We start from the raw sequence: 24657 nt of genomic DNA on the forward strand, positions 1-24657 counted from the left end.
TTAATAGATGTTAAATTATAGTGTAACCTTCAGCGTAAAATCAACAGATCTTGAGGTTGGTACAGAGAATGAATAAATACCCTGAGCACCATTTGATGAGCCGAATGAACTTACCTCAGGGTCGCCGCCGGTAAAGTGAGGGGCATGTATCCAAAGGTTTCTGCCGGTTACGCTCAATGTTGCTGATTTGAACGGACTTTTTGCCAGCCATGATGGTTTTACTGTGTAGCCCAAGCTAACGTTACGAAGCTTTACATAGCTGCCATCCTGTATAACCGATTCTAAAACACCATTGGCGCGTTGGTAATACGCCTGGCCGTTCACAGAAACCGTATTTGGTTGCCCTGTAGTAGCGTTAACACCATCAACAACACGTGGGCCACGGTCTTCGGTAACTTTAGGGGTACCGTAGAAATAGCCATAACCGTCTACGTTGTTTTGGATATCGCCACCCTTCTTAAAGTCGAAGAAGAAGCTCAAGTTAAATTGTTTGTATCTGAAGTTGTTGTTGATACCACCTATCCAATCCGGATTGATGTTACCGATGATACCTTGCTCATCAGCAGCAAACGGAAGTCCGTTATCGTCAATTAACAATTTACCTTGTGCATTACGTGCCCATTTGGTACCATAAATAACGCCGTAAGGCTGGCCAACTATAATGTTAGTAAAGCCATTACCTAATTGCTGCTGGTCTTTGTAGATAGATAATATCTTATTACGGTTGCGTGTGTAATTAAGCGTCATATCCCAGCTAAAGCTTTGTGTTTTAACAGGGTTGATATTTAATAAAACCTCTATACCCCTATTACGCATAATTGCTGAGTTTACACTTGTTGCTGCATAACCGGATGACGGCGTAATTGATACAGAAGGTATGATACCATCAATAGTTTTTTTGCTGTAATAAGATGCCTCAAGGCTGATCCTGTTGTTGAAGAAACCTGCCTCAAAACCAGCTTCAAATTCATTGATACGCTCGTTCTTTAAAGTTGCGTTACCCAACACATCCGATACAAGGAAACCGGATTGGCCTCCATAAGGGAAAGCCAGATTGCGGATAGTAACGCTATTGTAAGGTGTAAGTAAGCTGTATGGACCAATGCTGCCATCATTACCTACTGTACCATAAGAAACCCTTAACTTACCAAGGTTCATGACCTGCGAAAGCTCCGGGCTAAAAAACTCAGAGAAGATGAAACTGGTTGCTGCAGATCCGTACGGATAGAAGTTATGATCTGTTGACAGTACCGAGTTACCATCATATCTACCGGTTAGCGATAATACCAGGAAGCGTTTGTAATCGATATTTGATTGCAGATAAAAACCGATTTTGCGTTGTAAATAAGACGCCTCGCTGTATTTTACTGTAGAAGCAGAAGCCATATTATACAGGCCCGGGATGGTTAAACCAACGCCGTTTGCGTAAGTATTTTCTGAGTAGGTTGATAAGATGTTATTACCCAATAACACATCCACATTAAAATCGCCAAAGGTTTTGTTGGCACTAACTATGAAATCGTTATTGTATTGCCTGAATGTGGTATTGTTATCAACCAACCTGCCATTAGGGTTTGATACCGATTGGGTAGACTCATGATACCTGTCCATCTCGGTATAAACATCAGCACCAAAACGCTCGGTTACCGTTAACCACGAAAGCGGTTTGTAATCTGCAGTAAAGGTTGGTAAAAACCGGTTTACCCCTGCATGGTTCTTGATATTATCCAACACCCAGTACGGGTTGTTACGCGAGAAGCGATATAAACGCTGGGTACCATCCGCATTTAGGTATGGCTGCAGGTTATATGACACCGGCGCGGTAAATATCGTCCAAACGGGGCTTTCAAGGGCATAGCCCTCAGGCAGCCTGTCGTTTTGCGAATTGCTGTAGTTTAATTGAAAGGTGGTGTTCAGGTTTTTTAATACCTGTGCACTGTACTTGGCAAAGAAGGTATTGCGTAAAAACTGCGTGGTAGGCACGGTGCCCTGCTGGTTTAAATTTGAATAAGATATAAGGTACGTTGACGCGGCACCACCACCACCAATGCTAACTGTATTGTTGTAAGTATGGCCGGTTCTAAAAAACAGGTCGGACTGGTTGTAAACTTTGGCTGGTTGACCGTTTATCTTCAATGTATCCATCCTTGCGCCCCATGATTGACTGGTTTTTTGTTTTTCGCCATCATAGTATACGCCGTTAGTACCCTGCGAGTACTTGTTCTGCAATTGAGGTAGCAAAGGTTTTTCAAAAGATACACCTGACGAGAAATTAATTACCGGCTTTTTATTTAAGCCGCCATTTTTGGTGGTGATGATAATAACGCCGTTAGCACCACGCGAGCCGTAAAGCGCGGTTGCGGCAGCACCTTTAAGTATATTTACGTTGGCAATAATAGATGGATCGATATCCGCGATGCGGTTTGTACCCGGGCCCGAGTTTAAGTTGCCGGTTTCTGAGTTATCTACAGGAACACCGTCTATTACCATCAGCGCCTGGTTATCGCCAAAAAAAGACGAGCCGCCACGTATCACTATACGCGATGAGCTACCCGGAGAGCCAGATGAACTGGTTACCTGCACGCCAGAAGCCCGGCCGGCAATGGCATTAACCAGGTTGGGCTCTTTAGATTGGGCAAGAACATCCCCTTTAATCTCCTGCGTGCTGTAGGTAAGGATCTTTTTATCGCGCTTTATGCCAAGCGCGGTTACTACAACTTCATTTAAAACTTTGTTGTCTTCGGGCAATGCAATAGTTAGCTGCGATTGTCCGGTTAGGCTTACCTCACGGGTTGTGTAGCCGATGGCTGAAACGGCCAGATTTGGCCTGCCTGAATAACTGATTGTAAAATTACCTTCTGCGGATGCAGTGGTACCGCTACCGGTATTTTTCAGTTTTACCGAAGCGCCCGCTATTGGCAGGCCCTTCTCATCTGTTACCTTTCCTTTTAAGGTAATGGTTTGTGCGTTTGCGTTAAGGCAAACCGCAAACACAGTTACCAAAGGCAAAATAATCCTCTTAAGTAAAAGTTTAAGCATCATAAATTTAATTGGGGTTAATAACTATGTAACAATTATTGTGTATTGAACACGTAAAATTACCTTTACACGTTACTTATTTTATTTATGAATTTTGCCACTTGTGCCCGTATCTTAACTCGCTGTGTATATTCGCTTTAATATTAGCTATATTTATTAAACCGATATTTTTAAGAGGCATAACAGTATCTTATCTCTGTTTAAAGCAGTAAACCACTCATAATATTTAATTGAGATAAAATACTGCTATAAACTGCAAGATTGTTACGAAATTAATTGTAAAATCAACACTAATTTAGGATTTTGATTTCCTAAATATTACGTACAGTATGATCATTAATAAAACTCTTAGGTTTAGTTTATCCGTTTTGGCCATTTTAACAGCTGGGCAAATGGCGAAAGCGCAGTCTTACGTACCCGAATGGAACGATAAGCGTATGAAGGTGGCACCTGTTGTGCCGGTTAAAGCTTACTCTTTTAACCTTACCGATGTTAAGCTACTACCAAGTCCATTTAAAACAGCAATGGATGCTGATGTTGCCTACCTGTTAAAAGTTGAGCCTGATAGACTATTGTCGTCTTTTCGCACGCACTCAGGACTAAAAGCAAAAGGTAAGTTGTATGAGGGTTGGGAATCTTCGGGTCTTGCGGGGCATACGCTGGGGCATTACCTATCGGCAGTGTCCATGCACTACGCATCTACCGGTGATAAAGAATTTCTTAAACGTGCCAACTATCTTGTAAGTGAACTTAACGAATGCCAGGTTGCCCGTAAAACGGGTTACATAGGTGCTATTCCTAAGGAAGATACCATTTGGGCCGAAGTTAGCAAAGGAGACATCCGCTCGCGCGGTTTTGATCTTAACGGCGGGTGGTCGCCATGGTACACCGTACACAAGGTAATGGCCGGCCTGCTTGATGCTTACCTGTATTGTAATAATAAACAGGCTTTAACGATTTGCGAAAAGATGGCCGACTGGACCGGTGAGACCATCAAAAATCTTGACGATAAAAAACTGCAGGAAATGCTGCTATGCGAGTACGGTGGCATGGCCGAAACCCTCACTAACCTATACGCCATAAATGGCAACAAAAAATACCTGGAGCTATCTTACAAATTTTACGACAAAAAAATCCTCGATCCGCTGGCAGAGCGTAAAGACATTTTGCCGGGCAAACACTCCAACACGCAGATCCCTAAGATAATTGCGAGCGCACGCCGTTACGAGATCACCAACGATAAAAAGGATAAAGCCATTGCCGACTTCTTTTGGGAAACCATTGTTAACCACCACTCCTACGCCACCGGAGGTAACAGTAATTACGAGTACCTGAGCGAGCCGGACAAGTTAAACGACAAACTCACCGATAATACTACTGAAACCTGCAACACCTACAATATGCTTAAACTTACAAGGCATTTGTTTGCGGTTGATCCGTCGGCGAGATTGATGGATTTTTATGAGAAAGGCTTATATAACCACATCCTGGCATCTCAGAACCATGCTGATGGTATGATGTGTTACTTTGTACCGCTGCGCATGGGTGGAAACAAACATTTTAGTACGCCTTTTAATGACTTTACCTGCTGCGTTGGCTCTGGCATGGAAAACCACGTGAAATACAATGAGAGCATTTATTTCCGCGGTGCGGATGGCAGTTTGTACGTAAACCTCTTTATACCATCGGTTTTAAACTGGCAGGCAAAAGGTCTTACCTTAACGCAGCAAAGCAGTTTCCCTAATGAGGGCCAAAGCACTTTTATTGTGAATACTAAAAAGCCGCTTGCTATGGCTATCCGTATCCGCAAGCCTAAATGGGCAACCAATACAAGCGTTGCAGTAAATGGCGTAGCACAAAAGCTTACACCTGATAACCAGGGTTATTTTGTGATCAACCGTAAATGGCGCAACAATGATAAAATAGCTTTCACTGCCACCGAAAACCTGTACACCGAAGCTATGCCTGATAATCCAAACAGGCGGGCAGTATTTTATGGCCCGGTATTACTTGCCGGGAACTTGGGCACCACAGAACCCGATCCGCTTGACGGCATACCGGTTTTTGTAACCACCGATACCGACCCTAACCAGTGGCTGCAAATGGTTGATAAAAAACAATTAACCTTCCGCACTATCAACACCTCAAAACCGAAAGAGGTTACGCTGATGCCGTTCAATCAAACGCAGGACCAGTTTTATTCGGTTTATTGGGATGTTTTTACACCGCAGACCTGGGCAGTGCAGCAGAAGGCTTATGAAGAGCAAAAGAAAAAGCAGCAGGAATTGGAAGCCCGCACTATGGACCTGCTTCGTTTTGGCGAAATGCAGCCCGAACGCGACCATGACTTTACCGGCGAGAATGCTACAACCGGTGAGGAGCACCAGCGTAAATGGAGATCTACCGAAAACGGTGGCTACCTGCAATTTAACATGAAGGTTGATGCCAACGCTCAAAACACATTAATAAACAGCTATTGGGGTATGGATAACCGTGGCAGAACGTTCGATATCCTTATCGATGGTATAAAACTGGCTACCGAAGACCTTAACCAATACAAGGAAAGCCGCTTTTATGATATTAGCTATATTATCCCTATTGAACTAACCAAAGGCAAGCATATAGTAACCATCAAATTGGTGCCTAAAAAAGATAACAGCGCAGGCCCTGTTTACGGCAGCCGCATGGTTAAAAACTAATTGAAACTATTGATAATGACAAATAATAAAAAAGCCTTCGGTTTGCTTGTAGTAATACTTGCAGCCAGCTTTACCCCTGCCCTGGCGCAACAGAACGATTACCCTATACAGCCCGTTCCGTTTACCAGCGTGCACGTGAATGATAACTTTTGGGAGCCAAAAATGGAGGTCAACGCCGAAGTGACCATACCGTACGTGCTGGCGCAATGCAAAGCAAACGGCCGCATGGATAACTTTTTGCGCGCAGCCAAAAAATTGGATGGCGACAAGCTAAGCGAGTTTCCGTTTGATGATACCGATGTATATAAAGCCATTGAAGGCGCTTCTTACTCCATCCAAAATAAAAAGAACCCGCAGTTAGAACGGTATGTTGATACCCTTATCAATATCATCGGCGCTGCGCAGGAGCCTGATGGTTACCTTTATACCTTTAGAACGGTTAACGCCAAAAAACCACATGAGTGGATAGGTGCCAAACGCTGGGAAAAGGAAGAAGAGTTAAGTCACGAATTGTACAATGCGGGTCACCTGTACGAGGCGGCCGTTGCCCATTATCAGGCAACGGGCAAACGTAGTTTATTGAACATTGCCATAAAAAATGCCGATCTGCTGGTCCGTACGTTTGGGCCGGGAAAATTGCAGGAATATCCGGGGCACCAGATCGTAGAAATTGGCTTATCTAAGATGTACCGGGTAACCGGCAACAAGCAATATCTTGACCTGGCTAAGTTTTTCCTGGATGTACGTGGCCCCAAAGGTGACCCATACAACCAGGCCGACAAAAAAGTGGTTGACCAGCATGAGGCCGAAGGCCACGCGGTAAGGGCTGCTTACATGTACACTGGCATGGCAGATATTGCAGCCTTAACCGGCAACAAAACTTACCTGGCTGCCATTGATGATATATGGGGGGATGTGGTCAACAAAAAGCTTTACATAACCGGTGGCATAGGTGCCACAGGAGCCGGCGAAGCTTTTGGCGAGGCTTACCAATTGCCAAACATGTCGGCTTACGCGGAAACCTGTGCTTCTATTGGTAATGTTTATTGGAACAGCCGTATGTTCATGCTCCATGGCGATTCTAAATACATCGACGTACTGGAAAGAACGCTCTATAACGGCTTACTATCCGGCGTATCGCTTAGCGGTAACAGGTTCTTCTACCCTAACCCGCTGGCATCAATGTATCAGCATCAACGCAGCGCCTGGATAAGCTGCGCCTGCTGTATCAGCAACATGACACGCTTTTTGCCATCGTTGCCGGGCTATGTTTACGCCAAAAATAATAATGATCTTTACATCAATCTGTTCATGAGCAACTCCAGCAACATCAAGTTAAAGGAAGGTAATGTGAATATTGTTCAGCAAACAGAGTATCCTTGGAAAGGTAAGGTTGATATTACTGTTAACCCTGACAAAGCAGGCGACTTTACGCTTCGCATACGCATACCGGGATGGGCTAAACAACAACCGGTACCGGGCGATCTGTATTCGTACGCGGATCAGAAATCGGCCCCTGTAACTTTAGCTATAAACGGTGCTGTACAATCTTATACAACTGAAAAAGGATACGCAGTACTAAAACGCAAATGGAAAAAAGGTGACAAGGTAACGCTTAACCTACCGATGGAGATCGAAAAGGTACTGGCTAACCAACAGGTAAAAGACGATCGCGGACGTTTTGCCTTTGAGCGCGGACCAATTGTTTACTGCCTTGAGGGGCCTGATAACAAGGACAGCCTGATACAAAACCTGATGGTTGATAAAAACGCAATTGCAAACGCAACTTACCAGGCCGGTTTATTAAATGGCGTTGATGTAATAACGACTGAAGGTGTTGGTGCTGCAAGGCAATTAAAAAGCGACAACATTACCCAAACCAACCAAACGGTAAAGGCTATACCATACTTTGCATGGGCTAACCGCGGCCCAAGCGAAATGACGGTATGGATACCTTACGAGGCATCGGCCGTGAGGCCAAAGCCGGCACCAACCATTGCGAGCACAAGTACGGTAACGGCATCTTTAAAGAACAAACGCATGTTTGCGGCCATTAAGGACCAATACGATCCGGCAGATTCAAAAGATACCAATTTCCCTTACATGCACTGGTGGCCTGCAAAAAACACTACCGAGTTTGTAGAATACACTTTTGACAAAGAGCACACAGTTAGTCAATCTAAAGTTTATTGGTATGATGATGGCCCGTGGGGAGGTTGCCGCATACCAAAATCATACAGGATATTGTACAAAAAAGATGGCCAATGGGTGCCGGTAAAAAACAAAGAGCCTTACAATGTTAGTAAGGATGCTTTTAACACGCTTGATTTTGAACCGGTTAACACTACCGCCCTGCGTATGGAAATTGACCTGCCGGTTGATAATTCGACAGGCATACATGAATGGGCCGTTAAATAAATCAAGACAATTAAACTCATTTCATATTTTTAAAGGTTTCGAAATAGTCTATCTTTGCACGCAACCGCACCCGTAGTTCAATGGATAGAATGTCAGATTCCGGTTCTGATGATATGAGTTCGAATCTCGTCGGGTGCACAAAAAATAAACAGGGCAATATCGCAGTTGATATTGCCCTGTTTGTTTTTATCTTTACTGCTTTAACATAAACCCTTATACATGAAACCAACCTTACAAACTATTTTATTTGTCTCAATTTTTAGTTTTACTGCCTGTCAATCCCCAAGCAACAACAGTAAAAACACTGATTCGCTATCAGCAGACACTGCTAAAGTTGACACAACCTCAAATGCTGCCGGGCACGTTGAAAAGAAACCCACTGCAACAGACTCAGCAAAATGGAAGTATCACGAGGAAGAAGACAAAATGACTTCCAAAAAAACTTATTTCGCATCAATCGAAGCTAATCAGCAACTTCAATTTGATTTCCCGTACGATGGTGGTGTAACTGCCAGCATTCTTGTAAGAAAAAAAGGCGGCGAAAATGAAGTAATGCTTAATGTTAGTAAGGGGCAATTTAATATGGGAATTGATGGTGGTTCACTAAAAGCCAGGTTTGATTCAGATAAGGCAAAAACTTACTCAACGTCAGGCCCATCAGACCAGAGCGGAAACGTTATGTTCATAAGCTCAGCGGGCGGTTTCATAAAAAACCTTAAGACACACAAAAAACTGTTGATAGAAACAGAATTTTACAACGAAGGTAGCAGGCAAATGGAATTTGATATTGCCGACTTTAAATGGGATCACTAAAAGCAAAAGGCCTTTAACAATGTTAAAGGCCTTTGCATTTTATTCGTTTTCCATATCCGGCGTATACTCGCCGCGGCGTGCTATGTTGTTTAACCGCGCCCTGTTTACCAAAAGCTTTTGTGCTTCGGCAACGTTGGCATCGTTACCGGCCCATTTATCAAGTGCTGGCTGTTGTATAGCCCTCGAGAACGAAAAGGTAAGCGCCCAGGGCATAACATTATCGTATTGCTGGTGCATTGCGTTAAGGCGCTCAGTTGCCAGCTCAGCTTCCTGTCCGCCGGATAGGAACGCTATGCCAGGCACAGCAGCAGGCACTGTGCGTAAAAAACAGTTTACCGTAGCATCAGCAATTTCCTTGGCGTTGCTTTGGTCAGCGGCTTTTAGGCCCGGCAAAACCATGTTTGGTTTCAGTATCATCCCTTCAAAGGCTACTTTCTGCTCGTACAAAGCGTTGAACACAGCATGCAGAACTTCGGTTGTTACCTCAAGGCAACGCTGTAAAGAATGGTCGCCATCCATTAATACTTCGGGTTCAACAATAGGCACTATACCTGCCTGCTGGCAAAGCGCAGCATAGCGCGCTAACGTAAACGCGTTAGCTTTGATGGCCGCGGTTGTTGGCGTTTTATCAGTTATAGATATAACCCCGCGCCATTTTGCAAACAGCAAACCTTGTTGGTGGTAAGCTTTTAAGCGTTCGCTTAACTTATCAAGCCCTTCGGTAATAGTTTCACCCGGGAAGCCGTCAAAAGGCACCGTACCCTCATCCACCTTTATACCGGGGATGATACCTTGCTCTTTCAATACATCTAAAAACAAGCGGCCATCATCTGTTTTCTGATGAACGGTCTCGTCAAATAAGATGGCACCGCTAATGTACTCACCAAGTCCCGGCGCGGTGACGATCAACTGGCGGTACTTGCGGCGGTATTCTTCTGTTAGTGGAATGCCAAGCGGCTCAAAACGTTTGTTGGCTGTAGGTATACTCTCATCCATAGCAAGCAAACCTTTGTCTGGAGCCATCAAACGGCTTGCGGTATTTTTAAGTTCGGCTAAATTCATTTGGGTTGATGATTAAACTAATAGCTTAAACCATGATGCAGCCACCTTGTTTGTCGGTTTAAAACTGAATGGAGTTTTCTTACAAATAACAGACGCTTTGTTTTAACTGTCTGTTTGACTATTATTGTATGGTCGAGTTCTTAAAACCTATTTTATGAGAATAAAGTTAACCCTAACGCTGGCATTGGCTGCGTGCACGCTATGCTCATCTGCGCAAGTGAAAAGTATGCCTACACAATATACCATGGCAAAAGCTCCGTTAAGGCAAAGCCCTTACATCGAGCTTCCGCTGGGTGCCATAAAGCCGCAGGGTTGGCTGCGCGAAATGCTGGTACGAGCAAAAAATGGCGCTACGGGTAATCTTGATAAGCTATACCCGCTTGTGATGGGCAAACGCAACGGCTGGCTCGGCGGCGACGGCGACATGTGGGAACGAGGCCCTTATTGGATAGACGGATTGCTACCGTTGGCTTATATACTACAGGACAAAGCGTTAATTGCTAAGGTACAGCCGTGGATAGAATGGAGCATTAAAACCCAGCGCCCCGACGGCTATTTTGGCCCTGAACATGACCTTGGCCCCGAGCGTGGCATACAGCGTGATAATGCGCAGGACTGGTGGCCAAAAATGGTGATGCTGAAAGTGATGCAGCAATATTATTCTGCCACGGGCGATAATAGAGTAATAAACCTGATGACCAAATACTTTAAATATCAATTAAAGGAACTGCCATCGAAACCATTGGACCACTGGACGTTTTGGGCGCGTTACCGTGGCGGCGATAACCTGGCAATGGTTTACTGGCTATACAACATTACCGGAGATAAATTTCTGCTTGATCTGGGCGACCTGATTCACAAGCAAACGTTTGACTATACCAATGCCTTCCTGAACACCGACCTACTATCAACCGATTACAGCATCCACGGTGTTAACCTTGCCGAAGGCATGAAAGAGCCGATAATTTACTACCAGCACCACCCTGAAGCGCGATACACTGATGCCATGGTTAAAGCCTTTAAGGACCTTCGCAAATTTGACGAGTCGGTACCGGGGCTGTTTGGCGCTGATGAATCTCTCCACGGCAACAATCCCACGCAGGGATCAGAACTCTGTACCGCTGTAGAGATGATGTACACGCTTGAAAACGGCCTTGCCATTACCGGCGACCTTAACTATGCCGACCACCTGGAGCGCATTGCTTTTAACGCCTTGCCTACCCAGATCAGCGCCGATTACAACACGCACCAATATTTTCAGCAGGCTAACCAGGTAATGCTTACCCGCCAAACCCGCAACTTTGACGTTAACCACGATGGTACCGACGTTTGCTACGGCTTACTAACAGGCTACCCTTGCTGCACATCAAACATGCACCAGGGATGGCCAAAATTTGTGCAAAATCTATGGTATGCCACGCCGGATAAAGGCATTGCCGCCCTGGTATATTCTGCCAGCAAAGTAGACGCAGTTGTAGCGGGTAATACCAAAGTAAACATCAAGGAAGAGACCAATTATCCATTTGATGAGGCCATTAAATTCACCATCAGTTTTGATAAAAAAGAAACCACGGTGGCGTTTCCGTTTGAATTGAGGGTGCCGAAATGGTGCACCCTTGCCAACGTTAAAGTAAATGGCAGCGAAGTACAGCAGGCAAAAGCCGGGGAGACTGTAAAACTGAACCGTACATGGAAAAGCGGAGACGTGGTAGAGCTAACCCTGCCGATGCATATTTTCAAAAATACCTGGTATGAAAATTCAATGTCGGTAGAGCGCGGCCCGATAGTTTACGCATTAAAAATAGGTGAGCAGGAAAAGCAAGTGCAAAACACCAAAGACCCGCAGGAATATGGTAGCACTTATTTAGAAGTGTTGCCTACCACACCCTGGAACTACGGTTTGATACGTGTGGATGATAATAAACTGGCCGAAGCTTACAAAGTTGAGAACGTTAAGCCGGCAGGCAGCTACCCATGGACGCAAGCCGCGGCCCCTATCCAACTCAAAACCAAGGGCAGGCGAATCCCTACCTGGCAGTTGTATAATGAAACGGCCGGCCCCCAGCCCTACGGTAACATCTGGAACTTTGTAACAGATAAGAACGAGGAAGAACTCACACTGATACCTTATGGTTGTACAAGGCTGCGTATTTCGCTGTTCCCGGTGATCGATAAACGTTAGCAGATAAATGCAAAAGCCACATAGTTAAGCTATGTGGCTTTTCAACAATAACGTACCGGCTCAAATTACTTTTGCAAGGCAGGCTGCATGTGCGTGCTGATGGCGATGCGGTTCCAGCTGTTGATTGCAATAACGGCCACCAATACTTGCGCCACGTACTTTTCGCCTAATACTTCGGCGGCATTGGCATAGGTGGCTTCAGACACACCTCCTTTGCTTATCAGTGTAACTTCCTCCACAAAGGCAAGGATGGCTTGCTCTTTCTCATCGAAAAATGGCGTATCCCTCCAGGCGCTAATGGTGTAAAGGCGTTGCTCGGTTTCGCCCAGTTTGCGTGCATCACGGTTATGCATATCCAGGCAAAAGGCACAGCCATTAAGCTGAGATGCACGTATTTTTATCAGTTCTTTGTGTATAGGTGTTAGCTCTGTGCTGTTCACATAGTTCTCAAGCGAAAGAAACGTTTTGTAAGCCTCGGGAAGGGTCTTAAATAGATCTACTCTTTTCATGGTGTAGTTTGTTTTGATTTGTAAACCAAAATTGCGAACAAACAACCCCTCAAAAAATGAACTGAGGTTAAGAAAGAGAACCAAGACGACAAGAATCAGGAATCAAGATACAAGGTTCTTTGTCTTGATTCTTGATTCTTACTTTCCTGTCTCTCTTTTAGCTCTTATCCTGCTCAGAAATTGCGGCGTAAAACCTAAGTAAGATGCCAGCATGTATTGCGGTACACGCTGCACAAAATCGGGGAATAGGCCGATGAAGTAGCGATATCGTTCTTCATCCGTTTGATTGAACAGGAAGCCTATGCGGCGTTGCGAAGCCACAAATGCGCGCTGCATCATCAGCCTGAAATACTTTTGCAAAGCAGGTATTTCGGCAAGTAATCGTTCTTTGTCTTTGGCAGGCAGTAACAATATCTCGGAGGCTTCAATTGTTTGGATATAAGTTGTGGCCGGCAGATTATTCACCAGGCTGTCATGGTCGGCAATCCACCAGTTCTCCAGCGCAAACTGTACTATTTGCTCATTAAGTTTAGCATTAACATAGTACTGGCGTAGCAGCCCGCTCAAAACATAGTATTCGCCTTTGCAATGTTTGCCCGGCTCAAGGATGATCTGTTTCTTTTTTACGCTAAGCAACTGCATACTATCGCACAATAGAACCTCCTCATCAGGCGTAAGCGATACGTGGCGGTTGATATGAGCAATAAGCTGCGGGTATACCATTTATGGCAATTTGAATTGAAAGCTAAAATTAACATTGGTACCGGATTGCGTTTGATCTGTAACAACCTCACCGTCAACCTTCACCATGGTGCGCACGCTCAACTCCGGCGTTGTTTTGGGTAATTTGGCATCAACGGTGAACTTTATAGCCTTGCCCGATTTGATGGTGTAAGTTTTATCAAATTTGCCGATGTATTCTTCTTCATAGTATTGCACGTTTTTGGCACCTATGTAATACATTTTGGCTTTCGCACCTGCAGGTATATCTGTAATATACTCTACCTGGTAGGTGTCTTTCTTAGCAATCTTCAGCTCGCCGCGGTTCATATCGTAAATGGCTTTATGACAACCACTGGCTGCGATCATCAAAAGGAAAAGGTAAAGGAGTTTTTTCATGGAGACTAAGATAAAACAAAAAGGCCATGTTGGTATGTACAACATGGCAAATAGAAGTGTAATGCAGAGCTTGTGGAACCATCGCTAATCAGAAGGTCTTATACAAGTTCACATTGACATACTAATTTACGCTAACGCGGCAGCGGCATAGGCACGGCATTTTTTCACTTCGGCAACAGCATCAGAGCCATCTGGTATTTTGTACTCAAGCTCTATAGTAGCCGGGAATTTGTATTTGTTTTTCTTCATCAATTGCAGCACCTCTTTTATTGGTGTATCGCCTTCGCCCCATGGCGCATTTGGGCCGTCATGAAATTTGCGGTCTTTAATGTGCATACTGGTAATGCGATCATGATATTTCTCGATGAACGGTACCGGGCTGCTGCTTGTACCGGATGCATAGTGACCAATATCCAGGTTAATGCCGTTGTATTTTGATTGGCTTAAAGCGGTATCCCACAAAGTAGGTGTTGCCTGCGTGTGTGCGTGGTAACCTACCATCATTTTGTGCTTGGCAGCCAGGTCGCCAAGGCGTTTGGTTTGCGCTTCGTCCGGCAGCTCAACGGTTACATGTGTGCAACCCAAGGCTTTGCCCGCGTTAAAAGCGTAATCAATCTCAGCATCGGTATTTTTGGCACCCAGGGCATTAGGTTTCCAGGCGTAGATGGTTACGCCGGCATCATTGTACATCTTGCGCAGCTCTTTGAACTTGTCCATTGGTACCGATGCACGCCACTCGGCCATTTTTGGGGCAAAATCCTGCCAGCTTTGGGCGGCATCACGCTTGGGTGCGCCAGCGTACTCTTCGGCGGCGTCGCCCATTAATTCAATGGCGTTAATGTTGCAGTCGAGGCAATACTTAAGCAGATCCTGGACCGTGCCCGGCATGCTGCGGAACGAATAGGTAATAACACCTATCTGCACACCATTGATCATTGAATTTGGCTTAGCCCATGCACCGGCGAAACCGGCGGCTTTGCCAGCTTTTGAGGCCAGTAACAATCCGCCTGCGGCAAACGCACCCGTGGCGATAAAACGGCGCCTGCTTAAATGTTGCTTTTCCATTAAATAAGTTTTTGGTTTGATAATGTGGTTTAAACCAAAGTTATCAAATAAAAGCAAGCAGCAAAACGTGTATTAAAAAGGTTACTTGCTAACTGTTTGAGGCAATAATATCTCAAAACTTGCGCCTTTGCCCTGCTCCGAATAAATACGCATGTTGCCCTTTAATGATTCTACCAGGTGTTTTACCAAAGCCAGACCAAAGCCGTAACCGTGCTCCCCGCCGGTACCATCGGTTGATTTTGCGTTACCGCTCAATATCTTTTCTATTGCATCTTTACTTAGCCCTACACCGGTATCGGTTACGTTAACCTGTAAAATATTTTCAGTTTCGCCCTGTTTTAGGCTTAGATCGACCCCTATCCTTCCATCCTTAGGCGTAAACTTCATGGCATTGGAGATCAGGTTACCAATGATCTGCAGCAACTTATTGCGCGAGAACGGTATGGTTGCCGCATTCACCGAAGTGTTGATAGTGAAATTGATACCCTTGGTACGCGCTTGCGGCATGTAAAGCTGTTCCAGTTTTTCCTTCAATACAACTAAATTGAATTCGTCACTTTTAAGCTCACGGGTAGGTGCCTCCACGGTAAGTATCTCGTCTGCCAGCTCTAACAGTGAGCGACCACTACGTTGTATGAGGTTGATAAATTCCAATACTTCGTCAATTTCATTCTCGTGCCCCTGCTCGCTGATTACTTGCGCTAAGCCAATTATACCGCCCAAAGGGCCGCGAATATCGTGGGCCACCTTCTTTTTGGTCTCATTAGCTTCCTTGAGTTTGCCTCTAAGCGCAACAATTACCTTATGTGCCCTTAAGCGGTTAACTATCTCATTAGCGATGATCTTAAGAAGTTCAACCTTTTCAGGCGAAAGTGTTTTCACGTCCTGGTCAAGCACACAAAGTGCGCCTATGTTACGGCCTTCCTCTGTGGTAAGCGGAACACCAAAGTAATATTTAACGTTAGGATTACCCGTTACATAAAAACGATCTTTAAACCTGTCATCGGCTGTAAGGTCCTTAATTTCAAATGAGCTATCACCCATAATGGTGTACTGGCACACCGATTCTTCCCTCGGCATCTGTTCAATATCCAAGCCGTGGTTGGTAATACTCCACTGGGTAAATGAATCTATCAGGTTTACCAGTGATATATTAGTGCCTGCCACCTTTGCTGCAAGCTTGGCAAGATCTTTAAAAGAGTCTTGAAAGCTGGTGTAATCAAGATCGTAATCGGAAAGTTCTAAAACCCTTTCCATTTCATTCTGCGGTACTGGTGGTTGCTGCATCGTTACAAATTAGGTTCGCTAAGTTCCGTTATTCAATCAAATTTCAAACAACTTAATTAAAATACGTACCATTTAGGGTTAAAGTTTAAGACATGTTATAACCATAAGTTGTGAAAGCTTAAATAATTTAGGTAAAACAAGCTTTCGGTTTAAAATAAAAAAGCCCCTTTCGGGGCTACGCAATCTACACTATTCTACTTATCGGCTAATAAAAATTCTGATCAATCTGTAACTATCACCTTTGCGTTCACCATGCTCGAGTGGAACGTGCAGTGATAGGTATATGTGCCCGTTGCATCAAATGATTTGCTGTACTTTGCGCCGGTAGCCAGGCTGCCACTGTCAAAAGCATTCGCATCTTCAGTCGCTGTGTGCGGGGCGGAGTCTTCGTTTGTCCAGGTAACGCTTTGCCCTTTTTTAATGGTGATACTTGCCGGTGAGAAGGCAAAGTTTTTAATACTTACCGCATTGGTGGTACCACCGCCCGGCGTTGTTGGCGTTGTTGGCGACGAAGGCGTTGGGTTGCTATTTGACTTTGAGCATGCTGCAACGGCAATTACAATTACAGCAAACATCAACGAAATACCTAAAATGTACTTTTTCATATCAAAATGTATTTGGTGGTTTTTATAGTGATTACGCTTAGTATAATGCCCCGGGTTGCCTGGGTAATGAAAAATAGTTTACTCACCCCCTGCCCTCTTTCTGCTGCGCAAAGAGGGGAGATTACTTTTCATAATGGAGGAATGCGTAAATAACTCCAACTTTATATTGAGATAACTACTCCTTAATATTGATGCCTTTTTTTAACTTTGCGCTCTTTTAATTTATACAGTGGCACCGAAACATAAGAGGACTATTAAGGAAGCATGGGTATCTGCTTTGCAATCGCCCAAAAAACGCGATAAGCTGCTTATAGGTTCATCTATCGTGGCAGTTATGCTGCTTGGGATGCCGTTCTTCTTTAACTATATCCAAAACAGAAAAGGTACTGAACTTAACGACTGGGTGCTTGATCATATCCCGGCCCATGATGTCTCCATCATTATCTTTACTTTGATATGGGGAATGGGTTTGCTTATCCTGATCAGGGCATTGTATAACCCGGTTATTTACATCAATTACGTATGGTCGTTGATATTTGTTAACCTGGCCAGGATGCTTACCATCTTGTTTGTCTCCTTAGATCCCCCAAAAGGCCTTATCCATTTAATTGACCCCTTGACCGGTTTCTTTTACGGCAACACCGTCATCACCCGCGATCTGTTCTTCTCGGGCCATACCTCTACCATGGTGCTTATCTACCTGTGTTTAGAAAAGCGTAATGATAAGATAGTGGCCTTTATTTCAGCAGCTATCCTGATGGTGCTGTTACTGGTACAACACATCCATTACACCATTGATGTTGTGGCGGCGCCAATATGTGTATACATCATCTTCAGGCTGGTGCGCCGTTTACTGAAGATCGATCAGTTGAAAAACGACGAAGACTAAACACCATTTATTTATAGTTTAACTTGCATAAACAGCCAATACGCGTATTTTTGGATTAATACCATTTATACCTGTTTATGAACAACTCCCGCAGAGGCTTCTTAAAGTCGGCCGCCATTGCAACTGCTGCAGCCACTACCGCATCAACCGCTAAAGGTTTTACCATACTGCATAAAGATAAACCTGCTGACGGTCAGCTTATCGGCCATAATGGATTCACCTACAAGGTTGACAAAGGCTGGGCTAAAATAAGCGTAAACAATACGCCGCTTGCCAACTGCCACGAAATGGTACAGGACAGCAAGGGACGTTTAATTATGCTGGGCGACCATACGCATAACAATGTGCTCATTTTTGATAAATCGGGCAAGTTGCTTGATTACTGGGGCACCTCGCTACCCGGCGGGCACGGCCTCACCATCAGCAAAGAAGGCGGTGAAGATTTTCTTTTGCTTACCGATTGCGGCTGGGCATTAGACCGCACCGGCGGCACTTACGGGCAAGCCGGCCAGGTTTTAAAAACCACTACCGATGGCAAACTGATATTTTCTATTGGTCACCCGCGCACCATCGGTATCTATAAAGATGATGAGCCCTTTAAACCTACCGAAACGGCAGTAGCGCCCAACGGCGATATTTATGTGGCCGATGGTTATGGATCTGATTATATCATCCAATATAACGCTAAAGGGCAATACATTCATCATTTCGGCGGGCATCACAACACCAATCCGGACCATAACCTGCGGAATGCACACGGTATTACGGTGGACACACGGGATAAAAACAACCCTGTGCTCATTTGCACTTCGCGCGAGGAAAACTGCTTTAAAGTATTCACCATGGATGGCAAATTCATTAAACGGATCGATCTGCCCGGTATGTATGTTTGCCGCGCTGTAATCAACGACGACAATATCTACGCTGGCGTGTGCTGGTCTAAAAACGCGCAGGGCAAGCAGTTCGATGGATCGGGCTTTGTTACCATTTTAGATAAGGATAATAAAGTAGTTTCTAACCCCGGCGGCATGGCCCCGGTGTATAAAAATGGTTTGTTGCAGCAAACCTTACAGGCTAAAAATGCAACCTTTATGCATGGCCATGATGTATGCATTGATGAGGATAAAAGCGTTTACGTTTGCCAGTGGAATGCCAACCACACCGCACCAGTGAAACTTACGAGAGTTTGATGAGCTAAAACATTTTGTGCCTGGAATTGCTATCTCATAGCCTTAACGTTATAACGGAGACCTATGGATACTGCCCTTGGCATATTTACCTGCTTATTATTTACTTTTACGCTGCTGCCCCTCGTACGCCATGATTATTGGATATTTAGGGTGTTTGATTACCCTCGACTGCAAAAACTCCTGCTAAATATATTGGCGGTGATTTTGCTGCTTGCCCTTTATAATGGCGCTCCTACCTTCAAATATCTGCAAGTATTGCTATTAGGCATTAACATTATTTACCTGGCGTGGCTTATCATCCCTTTTACTCCATTGGGTAAAAAACAGGTTCTTAAGGCCACCGACACCAACAGTGAAAAAAGCCTGAGCATCATGATAGCCAATGTATTGCAAACCAACACCAACACGCAAGGCTGTTTAAAGGAGATAGCAAAAGCCGACCCCGATGTGGTGATCCTATTGGAAGCGAACAACAGGTGGGATGCGGAAACAAATAGTTTATCTGGAAAGTATGCTTTTTCAAAGAAAGTGCCGTTGGAGAATATGTATGGCTTATTGCTCTACTCAAAATTGGAACTGGTGGATACGGCGGTACATTACCTTGTTGAGGAAGATATCCCGTCTATACATACCAAGATAAAATTGCGCAACGGCCAGTTGGTTCAGTTTTATGCAGTGCACCCTACGCCACCCGCACCTGGTGAAAATCTAAGATCGACCGAAAGGGATAAGGAATTGCTTTTAGTGGCTGATCTCGCTAAGGCAAGCAATATACCTGTTATTGTAGCCGGCGACCTTAACGATGTAGCCTGGAGCCATACCACCGACCTTTTCCTGAAGATGAGTGGCCTGCTTGATCCACGCCGTGGCCGAGGGTTCTTTAATTCATTTAACGCGCATCACTTTTTTATGCGTTTCCCCTTAGATCATGCGTTTATCTCCCGGCATTTTAAATTAAGGAGCCTTAAGCGATTAAACAATTATGATTCGGACCACTTCCCCATATTTTTGCAAATACAATTGGATGAAAACGCTTATGCGCAGCAACAACCGTTAATTGCAGATAGCGATGATGTTGAGGAAGCAGAGGAGAAGAAAGAGAAGATTTAGATATACCGCAAGCTGAAAGCTTGCTTGATTTGGGGTCTAAGGTGAAACCTTAGACCAGTGCCTGCAACCTTAGACCAGTGCCTGTAAGATTTAAATCTCTATGCACTGGTCTAAGTTTCCAACTTAGACCTAAAATATGTTAAGCTTTCAGCTTAACTGTAACACCGGCACCAGCCCAGGTTCATCTGTATAATAATCTTTTGCGCTGCTATACAGATAATCTGGAGGAAATGATACGCTACCGCTTTCAACCGGGTTATTATGTATGTAATCCAAGCGTTGCTGCATCATTTCATTTGTAGAAGCTGCACAGGATGATTATTCTGTTGCCAAAACTGATACGTTTCATTATTAGGATTTCGTTCGCCTGCTCGCTTAAACATCCAAAGCATCCAATCACGCCTACTTTCCTGCAAATTTTCTTCTATCTCCTTAAGAATAGCTTTAGCAGTATGGCGTTTGAGATCGCGCATGATATCTGATAGATTTCCTTCTTCTGTACTGATGATCAAATGAACGTGGCTCGACATAATGCACCAGGCATAAACCTCAAGACTTTTATGAGTGATGCAATAGCGCAAGCTATCAACTATAATTTCACAATAAACTCTACGCACAAAAACATCTACCCAGTTTACTGTGGCGAAACTTACAAAGTAAATATCATGATGAGTATGGAATTTATATTTTCTTCCCATTGAAAGATTTGTCTTTATGCAAGCTGAAAACTTGCTCGATTTTAGGTCTAAGGTGCAACCTTAGACCAGTGCCTGCAAGATTTAAATCTCACCTCACAGGCTTAGGAAATACAGGTATACTTTCGTGCCCATCTGCATCAACAGCCTGCACAGCAAACAGGTAATTATCTTTGGAGTAGCCAATCTCAGCAGAAGTTCCGGTTACAAATATTTTCTTTTCCCAAAAAGGACTGATGGTTTCGCGCATTAAAACATAGTAACCTGCGGGTGCTTTGCCGCCTTTGGGTGCTTCCCATTTTAGCTGCGTTTTGTTAGTTAAGCCGCTGGTAACAATGCCGACATTTTGCGGCCTGCCGGGCGCGAATGCCAGGTTAGCTAATACGGATAGATTCATCCTCGCTACCTTTTGGGTGTAATCTTAATCGGCAAAATCGGGCAGATCACCATAATCAACGCCTTTTTCTTTACGGACATCCTGGTGCTGGCGGTTAAAATCTTCGTTCATCTCAGTGATACGGACCGCGGTAAAACCTTGTTGAGAGAACGGCGTATGGTCGCCACCACGCAGGTACCGGTCGCGGCGATAGATCAATTTCACATCCAGTTGCTCAACATAACGTTCTGCAACTTCCTTAATATAACGGGCCAGTTCGCGTGCCGGACTATCATTTTCCCCTCCCACAGAATTACGAATAGCAGCTTCTTTCTCAGTTTCTGCAGCAGGCACGCCCTCGCTAAAAACACGAACACTGCGGTTATCCTTCAAACCGGTTTCCATACCGTAGGTATTACCTACAATGTCGTTATTCAGCATGGCATCTATCTGCCAGCCCTCAGCTTTAGCGCGTTTGGCTACGTTGGCAGAACCATACAGCCCCTGCTCCTCGCCCACTACAGCCATAAATATGATGGTAGCCGGGAATTTTTGTTTTGCCATAACTCTTGCCAATTCCATCGAAACGGCCGTTCCGGATGCGTCATCAACCGCACCGGGAGCAAAAGATTTTGCATCCATTACATCCGTAGCCCTTGAATCATAATGCCCCGAAACAATGTACACACGTTTATCAGCAGTATCAGTTCCTTTTAAAACAGCCAGAACGTTTTTCATAGGCGTTGGCTTGTCTATACGGCTACCCTTTGGCTGTGTAAATTCATCAAACATCACCGTCATACGGCCGCCGGATGCTTTTGCGTATCGCTCGTATTCGGCTTTGACCCAATTACGGGCAGCACCTATACCCTCTGTTTTACTTATGGTATCGCTTAATGTGTGTCGTGTTTTAAAACTTACCAGTTTACGCACAATGGCCTCAATGTTTTTTGCTGAAATCTCGTTCACCATCCCGGCAATATTGGCATCCTGCTTAATAGTGGTTTGTGCTGATGCAGATAATGATAATAGCAAGGTGATAAGCAAGCAGATACGTTTCATATAGGCAATTTAGAAAAATACCGTTGCCAAAAGAAAAAATGAATTTGCGATTTACTATTTACCGCTTACTTATTTTGTTCAAAGTTATCTGCCTTTGAAGGTTACATTTGAACCTGTCTGTTCCATCAACCTGTAATTTTGAATGTTTGGTGCGCCGGCTTTGCACCCTGGCCCGCCACATTTTAAAGCTGCTGAGTTTCATTTGTCTCCGCATCAGGTCTATCACATTTTTTTCCGTTAAACCAAACTGCGCTTTAATGGCATCAAAGGGCGTACGGTCTTCCCATGCCATTTCTATTACCCGGTCGGTATCAATTACTGAAAGGCCGGTTATGATAGCTGCTTTACTCATCCTTATTTAACTATTTTAAGCACAATTTGTTAGTATTTACGACTAAAATAGACCTGATGCTTCACTGATATATCACAAACTGACAAAATTTTGTCAGCGTTCACGGGCGTTCACGGTGTTCATGCCGTGAACGTGAACACCATTATTTCACCGTATAAGTTTTCTTCTCTATTCCTACACCGGTTATTTTAAGCGATTTCCAGTTCGGAGGAAGTGCGCTCCTGATCTGAGTGATACCGGTTGATGTAATGTCCAGACCTCCGAAACCCATTAGCATAGCCTGGATGATACCGCCTGCACCGGTTGCAAAATATGGGTTGGTGCCGCCCTTTGTTTCTGCAATTACCCGGAAAGGTGGATTGAGGTTAGGCTCATAGGCATCCTTAAACCAGTGGTAAGCTTTTTGCCCGTTGCCAAGGCGTGCGTAAAGCAGTGCAAACACACCCTGCGTCATGGCTGGGGTACCTTCATTAGGAACGCGGGTTTCATAATATTCCAGATCTTTTTTGATCTGCGCAGGATCAGTGATGGTTTTAAGCGGATAGGCCAGCAGGTTTACATCAGCTTGTTTGATCCCTTCGCCTTTGTATTGGGCATGTTCCTGCGTAACGCCGTTGCTCATTTTCAGGATCGGGATGTTGTTGGCCACATTTACCCAATCGGTGTCAGCCTGGATACCTAAAACTTGTGCCGCGGCTGCAGCGTTCATCAGGTTAGCTTTTGCAGCGGCGTTGGTAAAGGCATTGTTATCGATATTCTCGGCCCATTCATCTGCAGCCACCACATTTTTAATATCGTAATGCCCCGGGCCATTGCGTTCTACCCGGCTTGCCCAAAAATCTGCAGTGGCAGAAAGTAGCGGCCAGCCTGTTTCGCGCAGCCATTGTTTGTCCTGCGTTACGCAATAGTAAAGCCACGCTGCGTTACCTACATCGGCGCTTATATGATGTTCAAACGGACCACTTAGTGCCCAAACCGGTGTCTCCTCTACCCCACTATCCGCACTCTCCCATGGGAACATAGCGCCTTTATATCCATGCGAAAAAGCGTTCTTCCTTGCATTCTCCAAGCGTTCAAAACGGTACTCAACCATAGACTTCGCGATCTCCGGGTGTAGTACCAGCATAGCAGGATACATCCAAAGATCAGTATCCCAAAAAACGTGACCATTATAGCCTAATCCTGATAAACCCATTGGCGACGGTGATAATGCCGTGCCCGCACGCGAGAACGAGTACAGGTGATACAGCATACTGTGTACATCCTGCTGCGCCTGCGCATCGCCTTCTATCTGAATATCGCTTTTCCAAAGCTCGTCCCAGGCTTTGTTGTGAAACTGGATAAGCCTGTCTTTTCCCTCCAGCTTGGCGAAGATGGTTAGGCGTTCAGCCTCGTTGAGCGGGTCGGCGTGGTGGGCGGATGTGATGGAAGAACCTGTAACGCCGTACTTGTAAGTTTGCCCGACGCTGATGGCTTTACTGAATTTCATCAGGTGCATGTTGTTATCCCACATCTCGTGGATAACGCGGGGCTCTTTGCCGTGCTCCTCGTTAAATAAAAACGAGGTTGAAGCACACAGTTGCAATTTGCCGGTCGGCGATTTTGCTGTGGACGTTAAGAGGCTGATGGTTACATGCGGCCTGTCTATCTCGTTATAATAATTTTGAACTTCCTTTAAAGCGTCAGGGGCTTCCATTACACTGGCAGCGGTAATGTTGATAGCCTTTTTTGCCGTGATGCTTACATCTGTTAATACAGTGAATGGCAACTGGCGCAAAGAGTAATAAGTATATTTGATAGTTGCCTTATCGCCGTAATCAAATGTTGTGGTCATGGCGGCGTGCTGTATATCCAGTTCCTGGCGGTAGTTGCTCACCATTTTGCCGTCAAGCCGTTTGCCGTCTACTTCCAGGTACATGTTCAGCAGATTGAAGCTGTTCAAGAAATTACTTACCCTGCCACGGCCGTAAAGGTCATACGCACCTGCCAGCACAACGTTTTTAACCTTAAAAGGCTCGGGCGATGATACGATACCGATCATACCGTTTGCTACAGTGATACCGTAATAGTTGTTAGGGTCTATTTTATCGGCTTTGATAACCCAGGGGTTAACGCTTTGGGCCAACGCACCAGCGGTGACGGCCAGGCCGGTAAGTAAAGCAAAAATCTTTCTCATGTATAGCGA

General features: G+C 44.8%; 21 protein-coding genes and 1 tRNA gene. 8 read left to right on the top strand and 14 right to left on the bottom strand.

Going from position 1 to position 24657, the window contains the following annotated elements; translation table 11 throughout:
- Window positions 1–15: 15 nt before the first annotated feature.
- Window positions 16–3042 carry a SusC/RagA family TonB-linked outer membrane protein gene (locus FPZ42_RS09530; RefSeq protein WP_222431557.1) on the bottom strand — a complete coding sequence of 1009 codons (3027 nt, stop codon included), beginning with the start codon at window positions 3040–3042 and terminating at the stop codon, window positions 16–18.
- A gap of 389 nt (window positions 3043–3431) precedes the next feature.
- Between FPZ42_RS09530 and FPZ42_RS09535 the strand changes: the two genes are divergently transcribed.
- The 4 genes from FPZ42_RS09535 to FPZ42_RS09550 all read left to right on the top strand — a co-directional run bounded on the left by FPZ42_RS09535 (window position 3432) and on the right by FPZ42_RS09550 (window position 8969).
- Window positions 3432–5738 carry a glycoside hydrolase family 127 protein gene (locus FPZ42_RS09535; RefSeq protein WP_261382258.1) on the top strand — a complete coding sequence of 769 codons (2307 nt, stop codon included), beginning with the start codon at window positions 3432–3434 and terminating at the stop codon, window positions 5736–5738.
- A gap of 15 nt (window positions 5739–5753) precedes the next feature.
- Window positions 5754–8156 (top strand): glycoside hydrolase family 127 protein, encoded by a 2403-nt coding sequence (locus FPZ42_RS09540; RefSeq protein WP_186458729.1) that lies wholly within the window; start codon window positions 5754–5756, stop codon window positions 8154–8156.
- A gap of 66 nt (window positions 8157–8222) precedes the next feature.
- Window positions 8223–8294, top strand: a tRNA-Arg gene (locus FPZ42_RS09545).
- A gap of 81 nt (window positions 8295–8375) precedes the next feature.
- Window positions 8376–8969, top strand: coding sequence for a hypothetical protein (locus FPZ42_RS09550; RefSeq protein ID WP_146270700.1), 594 nt, complete (start codon window positions 8376–8378; stop codon window positions 8967–8969).
- A gap of 39 nt (window positions 8970–9008) precedes the next feature.
- On the opposite strand, the gene FPZ42_RS09555 is transcribed toward FPZ42_RS09550, so the two are convergent.
- Window positions 9009–10031 carry a class I fructose-bisphosphate aldolase gene (locus tag FPZ42_RS09555; RefSeq protein ID WP_146270702.1) on the bottom strand — a complete coding sequence of 341 codons (1023 nt, stop codon included), beginning with the start codon at window positions 10029–10031 and terminating at the stop codon, window positions 9009–9011.
- 154 nt (window positions 10032–10185) lie between these two features.
- Here FPZ42_RS09555 and FPZ42_RS09560 point away from each other — a divergent pair, with 154 nt between their 5' ends.
- Window positions 10186–12213, top strand: coding sequence for a beta-L-arabinofuranosidase domain-containing protein (locus tag FPZ42_RS09560; protein ID WP_146270704.1), 2028 nt, complete (start codon window positions 10186–10188; stop codon window positions 12211–12213).
- 65 nt (window positions 12214–12278) lie between these two features.
- Here the strand turns inward: FPZ42_RS09560 and FPZ42_RS09565 are convergent, their stop codons facing one another.
- The 6 genes from FPZ42_RS09565 to FPZ42_RS09590 all read right to left on the bottom strand — a co-directional run bounded on the left by FPZ42_RS09565 (window position 12279) and on the right by FPZ42_RS09590 (window position 16798).
- Entirely contained in the window at window positions 12279–12722 is a 444-nt protein-coding gene (locus FPZ42_RS09565) for a carboxymuconolactone decarboxylase family protein (RefSeq protein ID WP_146270706.1), read from the bottom strand.
- Between the two features lie 138 nt (window positions 12723–12860).
- Window positions 12861–13445 carry a Crp/Fnr family transcriptional regulator gene (locus tag FPZ42_RS09570; RefSeq protein WP_146270708.1) on the bottom strand — a complete coding sequence of 195 codons (585 nt, stop codon included), beginning with the start codon at window positions 13443–13445 and terminating at the stop codon, window positions 12861–12863.
- Complete coding sequence (locus FPZ42_RS09575) at window positions 13446–13841, bottom strand: hypothetical protein (protein ID WP_146270710.1); 396 nt, start codon at window positions 13839–13841, stop codon at window positions 13446–13448. It abuts the gene before it with no gap.
- A gap of 126 nt (window positions 13842–13967) precedes the next feature.
- Window positions 13968–14906, bottom strand: a complete 939-nt coding sequence (locus FPZ42_RS09580) for a sugar phosphate isomerase/epimerase family protein (RefSeq protein WP_146270712.1) — start codon at window positions 14904–14906, stop codon at window positions 13968–13970.
- An 81-nt stretch (window positions 14907–14987) separates the two neighbouring features.
- Complete coding sequence (locus tag FPZ42_RS09585; RefSeq protein ID WP_146270714.1) at window positions 14988–16193, bottom strand: GAF domain-containing sensor histidine kinase; 1206 nt, start codon at window positions 16191–16193, stop codon at window positions 14988–14990.
- A gap of 221 nt (window positions 16194–16414) precedes the next feature.
- On the bottom strand, window positions 16415–16798 hold the full coding sequence (locus FPZ42_RS09590) for a cupredoxin domain-containing protein (protein ID WP_146270716.1): 384 nt from the start codon (window positions 16796–16798) through the stop codon (window positions 16415–16417).
- Between the two features lie 229 nt (window positions 16799–17027).
- Between FPZ42_RS09590 and FPZ42_RS09595 the strand changes: the two genes are divergently transcribed.
- From FPZ42_RS09595 to FPZ42_RS09605, 3 genes are all read left to right on the top strand, one after another.
- Window positions 17028–17687: a phosphatase PAP2-related protein gene (locus FPZ42_RS09595; protein WP_146270719.1), complete on the top strand. Its 660-nt coding sequence runs from the start codon at window positions 17028–17030 to the stop codon at window positions 17685–17687.
- Between the two features lie 77 nt (window positions 17688–17764).
- Window positions 17765–18877: a twin-arginine translocation signal domain-containing protein gene (locus FPZ42_RS09600; protein ID WP_146270721.1), complete on the top strand. Its 1113-nt coding sequence runs from the start codon at window positions 17765–17767 to the stop codon at window positions 18875–18877.
- A 63-nt stretch (window positions 18878–18940) separates the two neighbouring features.
- Entirely contained in the window at window positions 18941–19987 is a 1047-nt protein-coding gene (locus FPZ42_RS09605) for an endonuclease/exonuclease/phosphatase family protein (protein WP_146270723.1), read from the top strand.
- Window positions 19988–20134: 147 nt separating this feature from the next.
- Here the strand turns inward: FPZ42_RS09605 and FPZ42_RS19380 are convergent, their stop codons facing one another.
- From FPZ42_RS19380 to FPZ42_RS09625, 6 genes are all read right to left on the bottom strand, one after another.
- Window positions 20135–20278 (bottom strand): hypothetical protein, encoded by a 144-nt coding sequence (locus tag FPZ42_RS19380; protein WP_261382259.1) that lies wholly within the window; start codon window positions 20276–20278, stop codon window positions 20135–20137.
- Window positions 20275–20685, bottom strand: coding sequence for a transposase (locus FPZ42_RS09610; protein WP_261382260.1), 411 nt, complete (start codon window positions 20683–20685; stop codon window positions 20275–20277). Before FPZ42_RS09610 ends, FPZ42_RS19380 begins: the two co-directional genes overlap by 4 nt.
- 88 nt (window positions 20686–20773) lie before the next feature.
- Window positions 20774–21079 (bottom strand): fibronectin type III domain-containing protein, encoded by a 306-nt coding sequence (locus FPZ42_RS19385; RefSeq protein WP_261382261.1) that lies wholly within the window; start codon window positions 21077–21079, stop codon window positions 20774–20776.
- Window positions 21080–21103: 24 nt separating this feature from the next.
- On the bottom strand, window positions 21104–22120 hold the full coding sequence (locus FPZ42_RS09615; RefSeq protein ID WP_261382262.1) for a M20/M25/M40 family metallo-hydrolase: 1017 nt from the start codon (window positions 22118–22120) through the stop codon (window positions 21104–21106).
- Window positions 22121–22178: 58 nt separating this feature from the next.
- Entirely contained in the window at window positions 22179–22472 is a 294-nt protein-coding gene (locus tag FPZ42_RS09620) for a TIGR03643 family protein (protein ID WP_146270725.1), read from the bottom strand.
- 142 nt (window positions 22473–22614) lie between these two features.
- On the bottom strand, window positions 22615–24648 hold the full coding sequence (locus tag FPZ42_RS09625) for a glycoside hydrolase family 65 protein (protein ID WP_186458730.1): 2034 nt from the start codon (window positions 24646–24648) through the stop codon (window positions 22615–22617).
- Between the last annotated feature and the right edge of the window lie 9 nt (window positions 24649–24657).

The sequence above is a fragment of the Mucilaginibacter achroorhodeus genome (assembly GCF_007846095.1).
Lineage (GTDB): Bacteria > Bacteroidota > Bacteroidia > Sphingobacteriales > Sphingobacteriaceae > Mucilaginibacter > Mucilaginibacter achroorhodeus.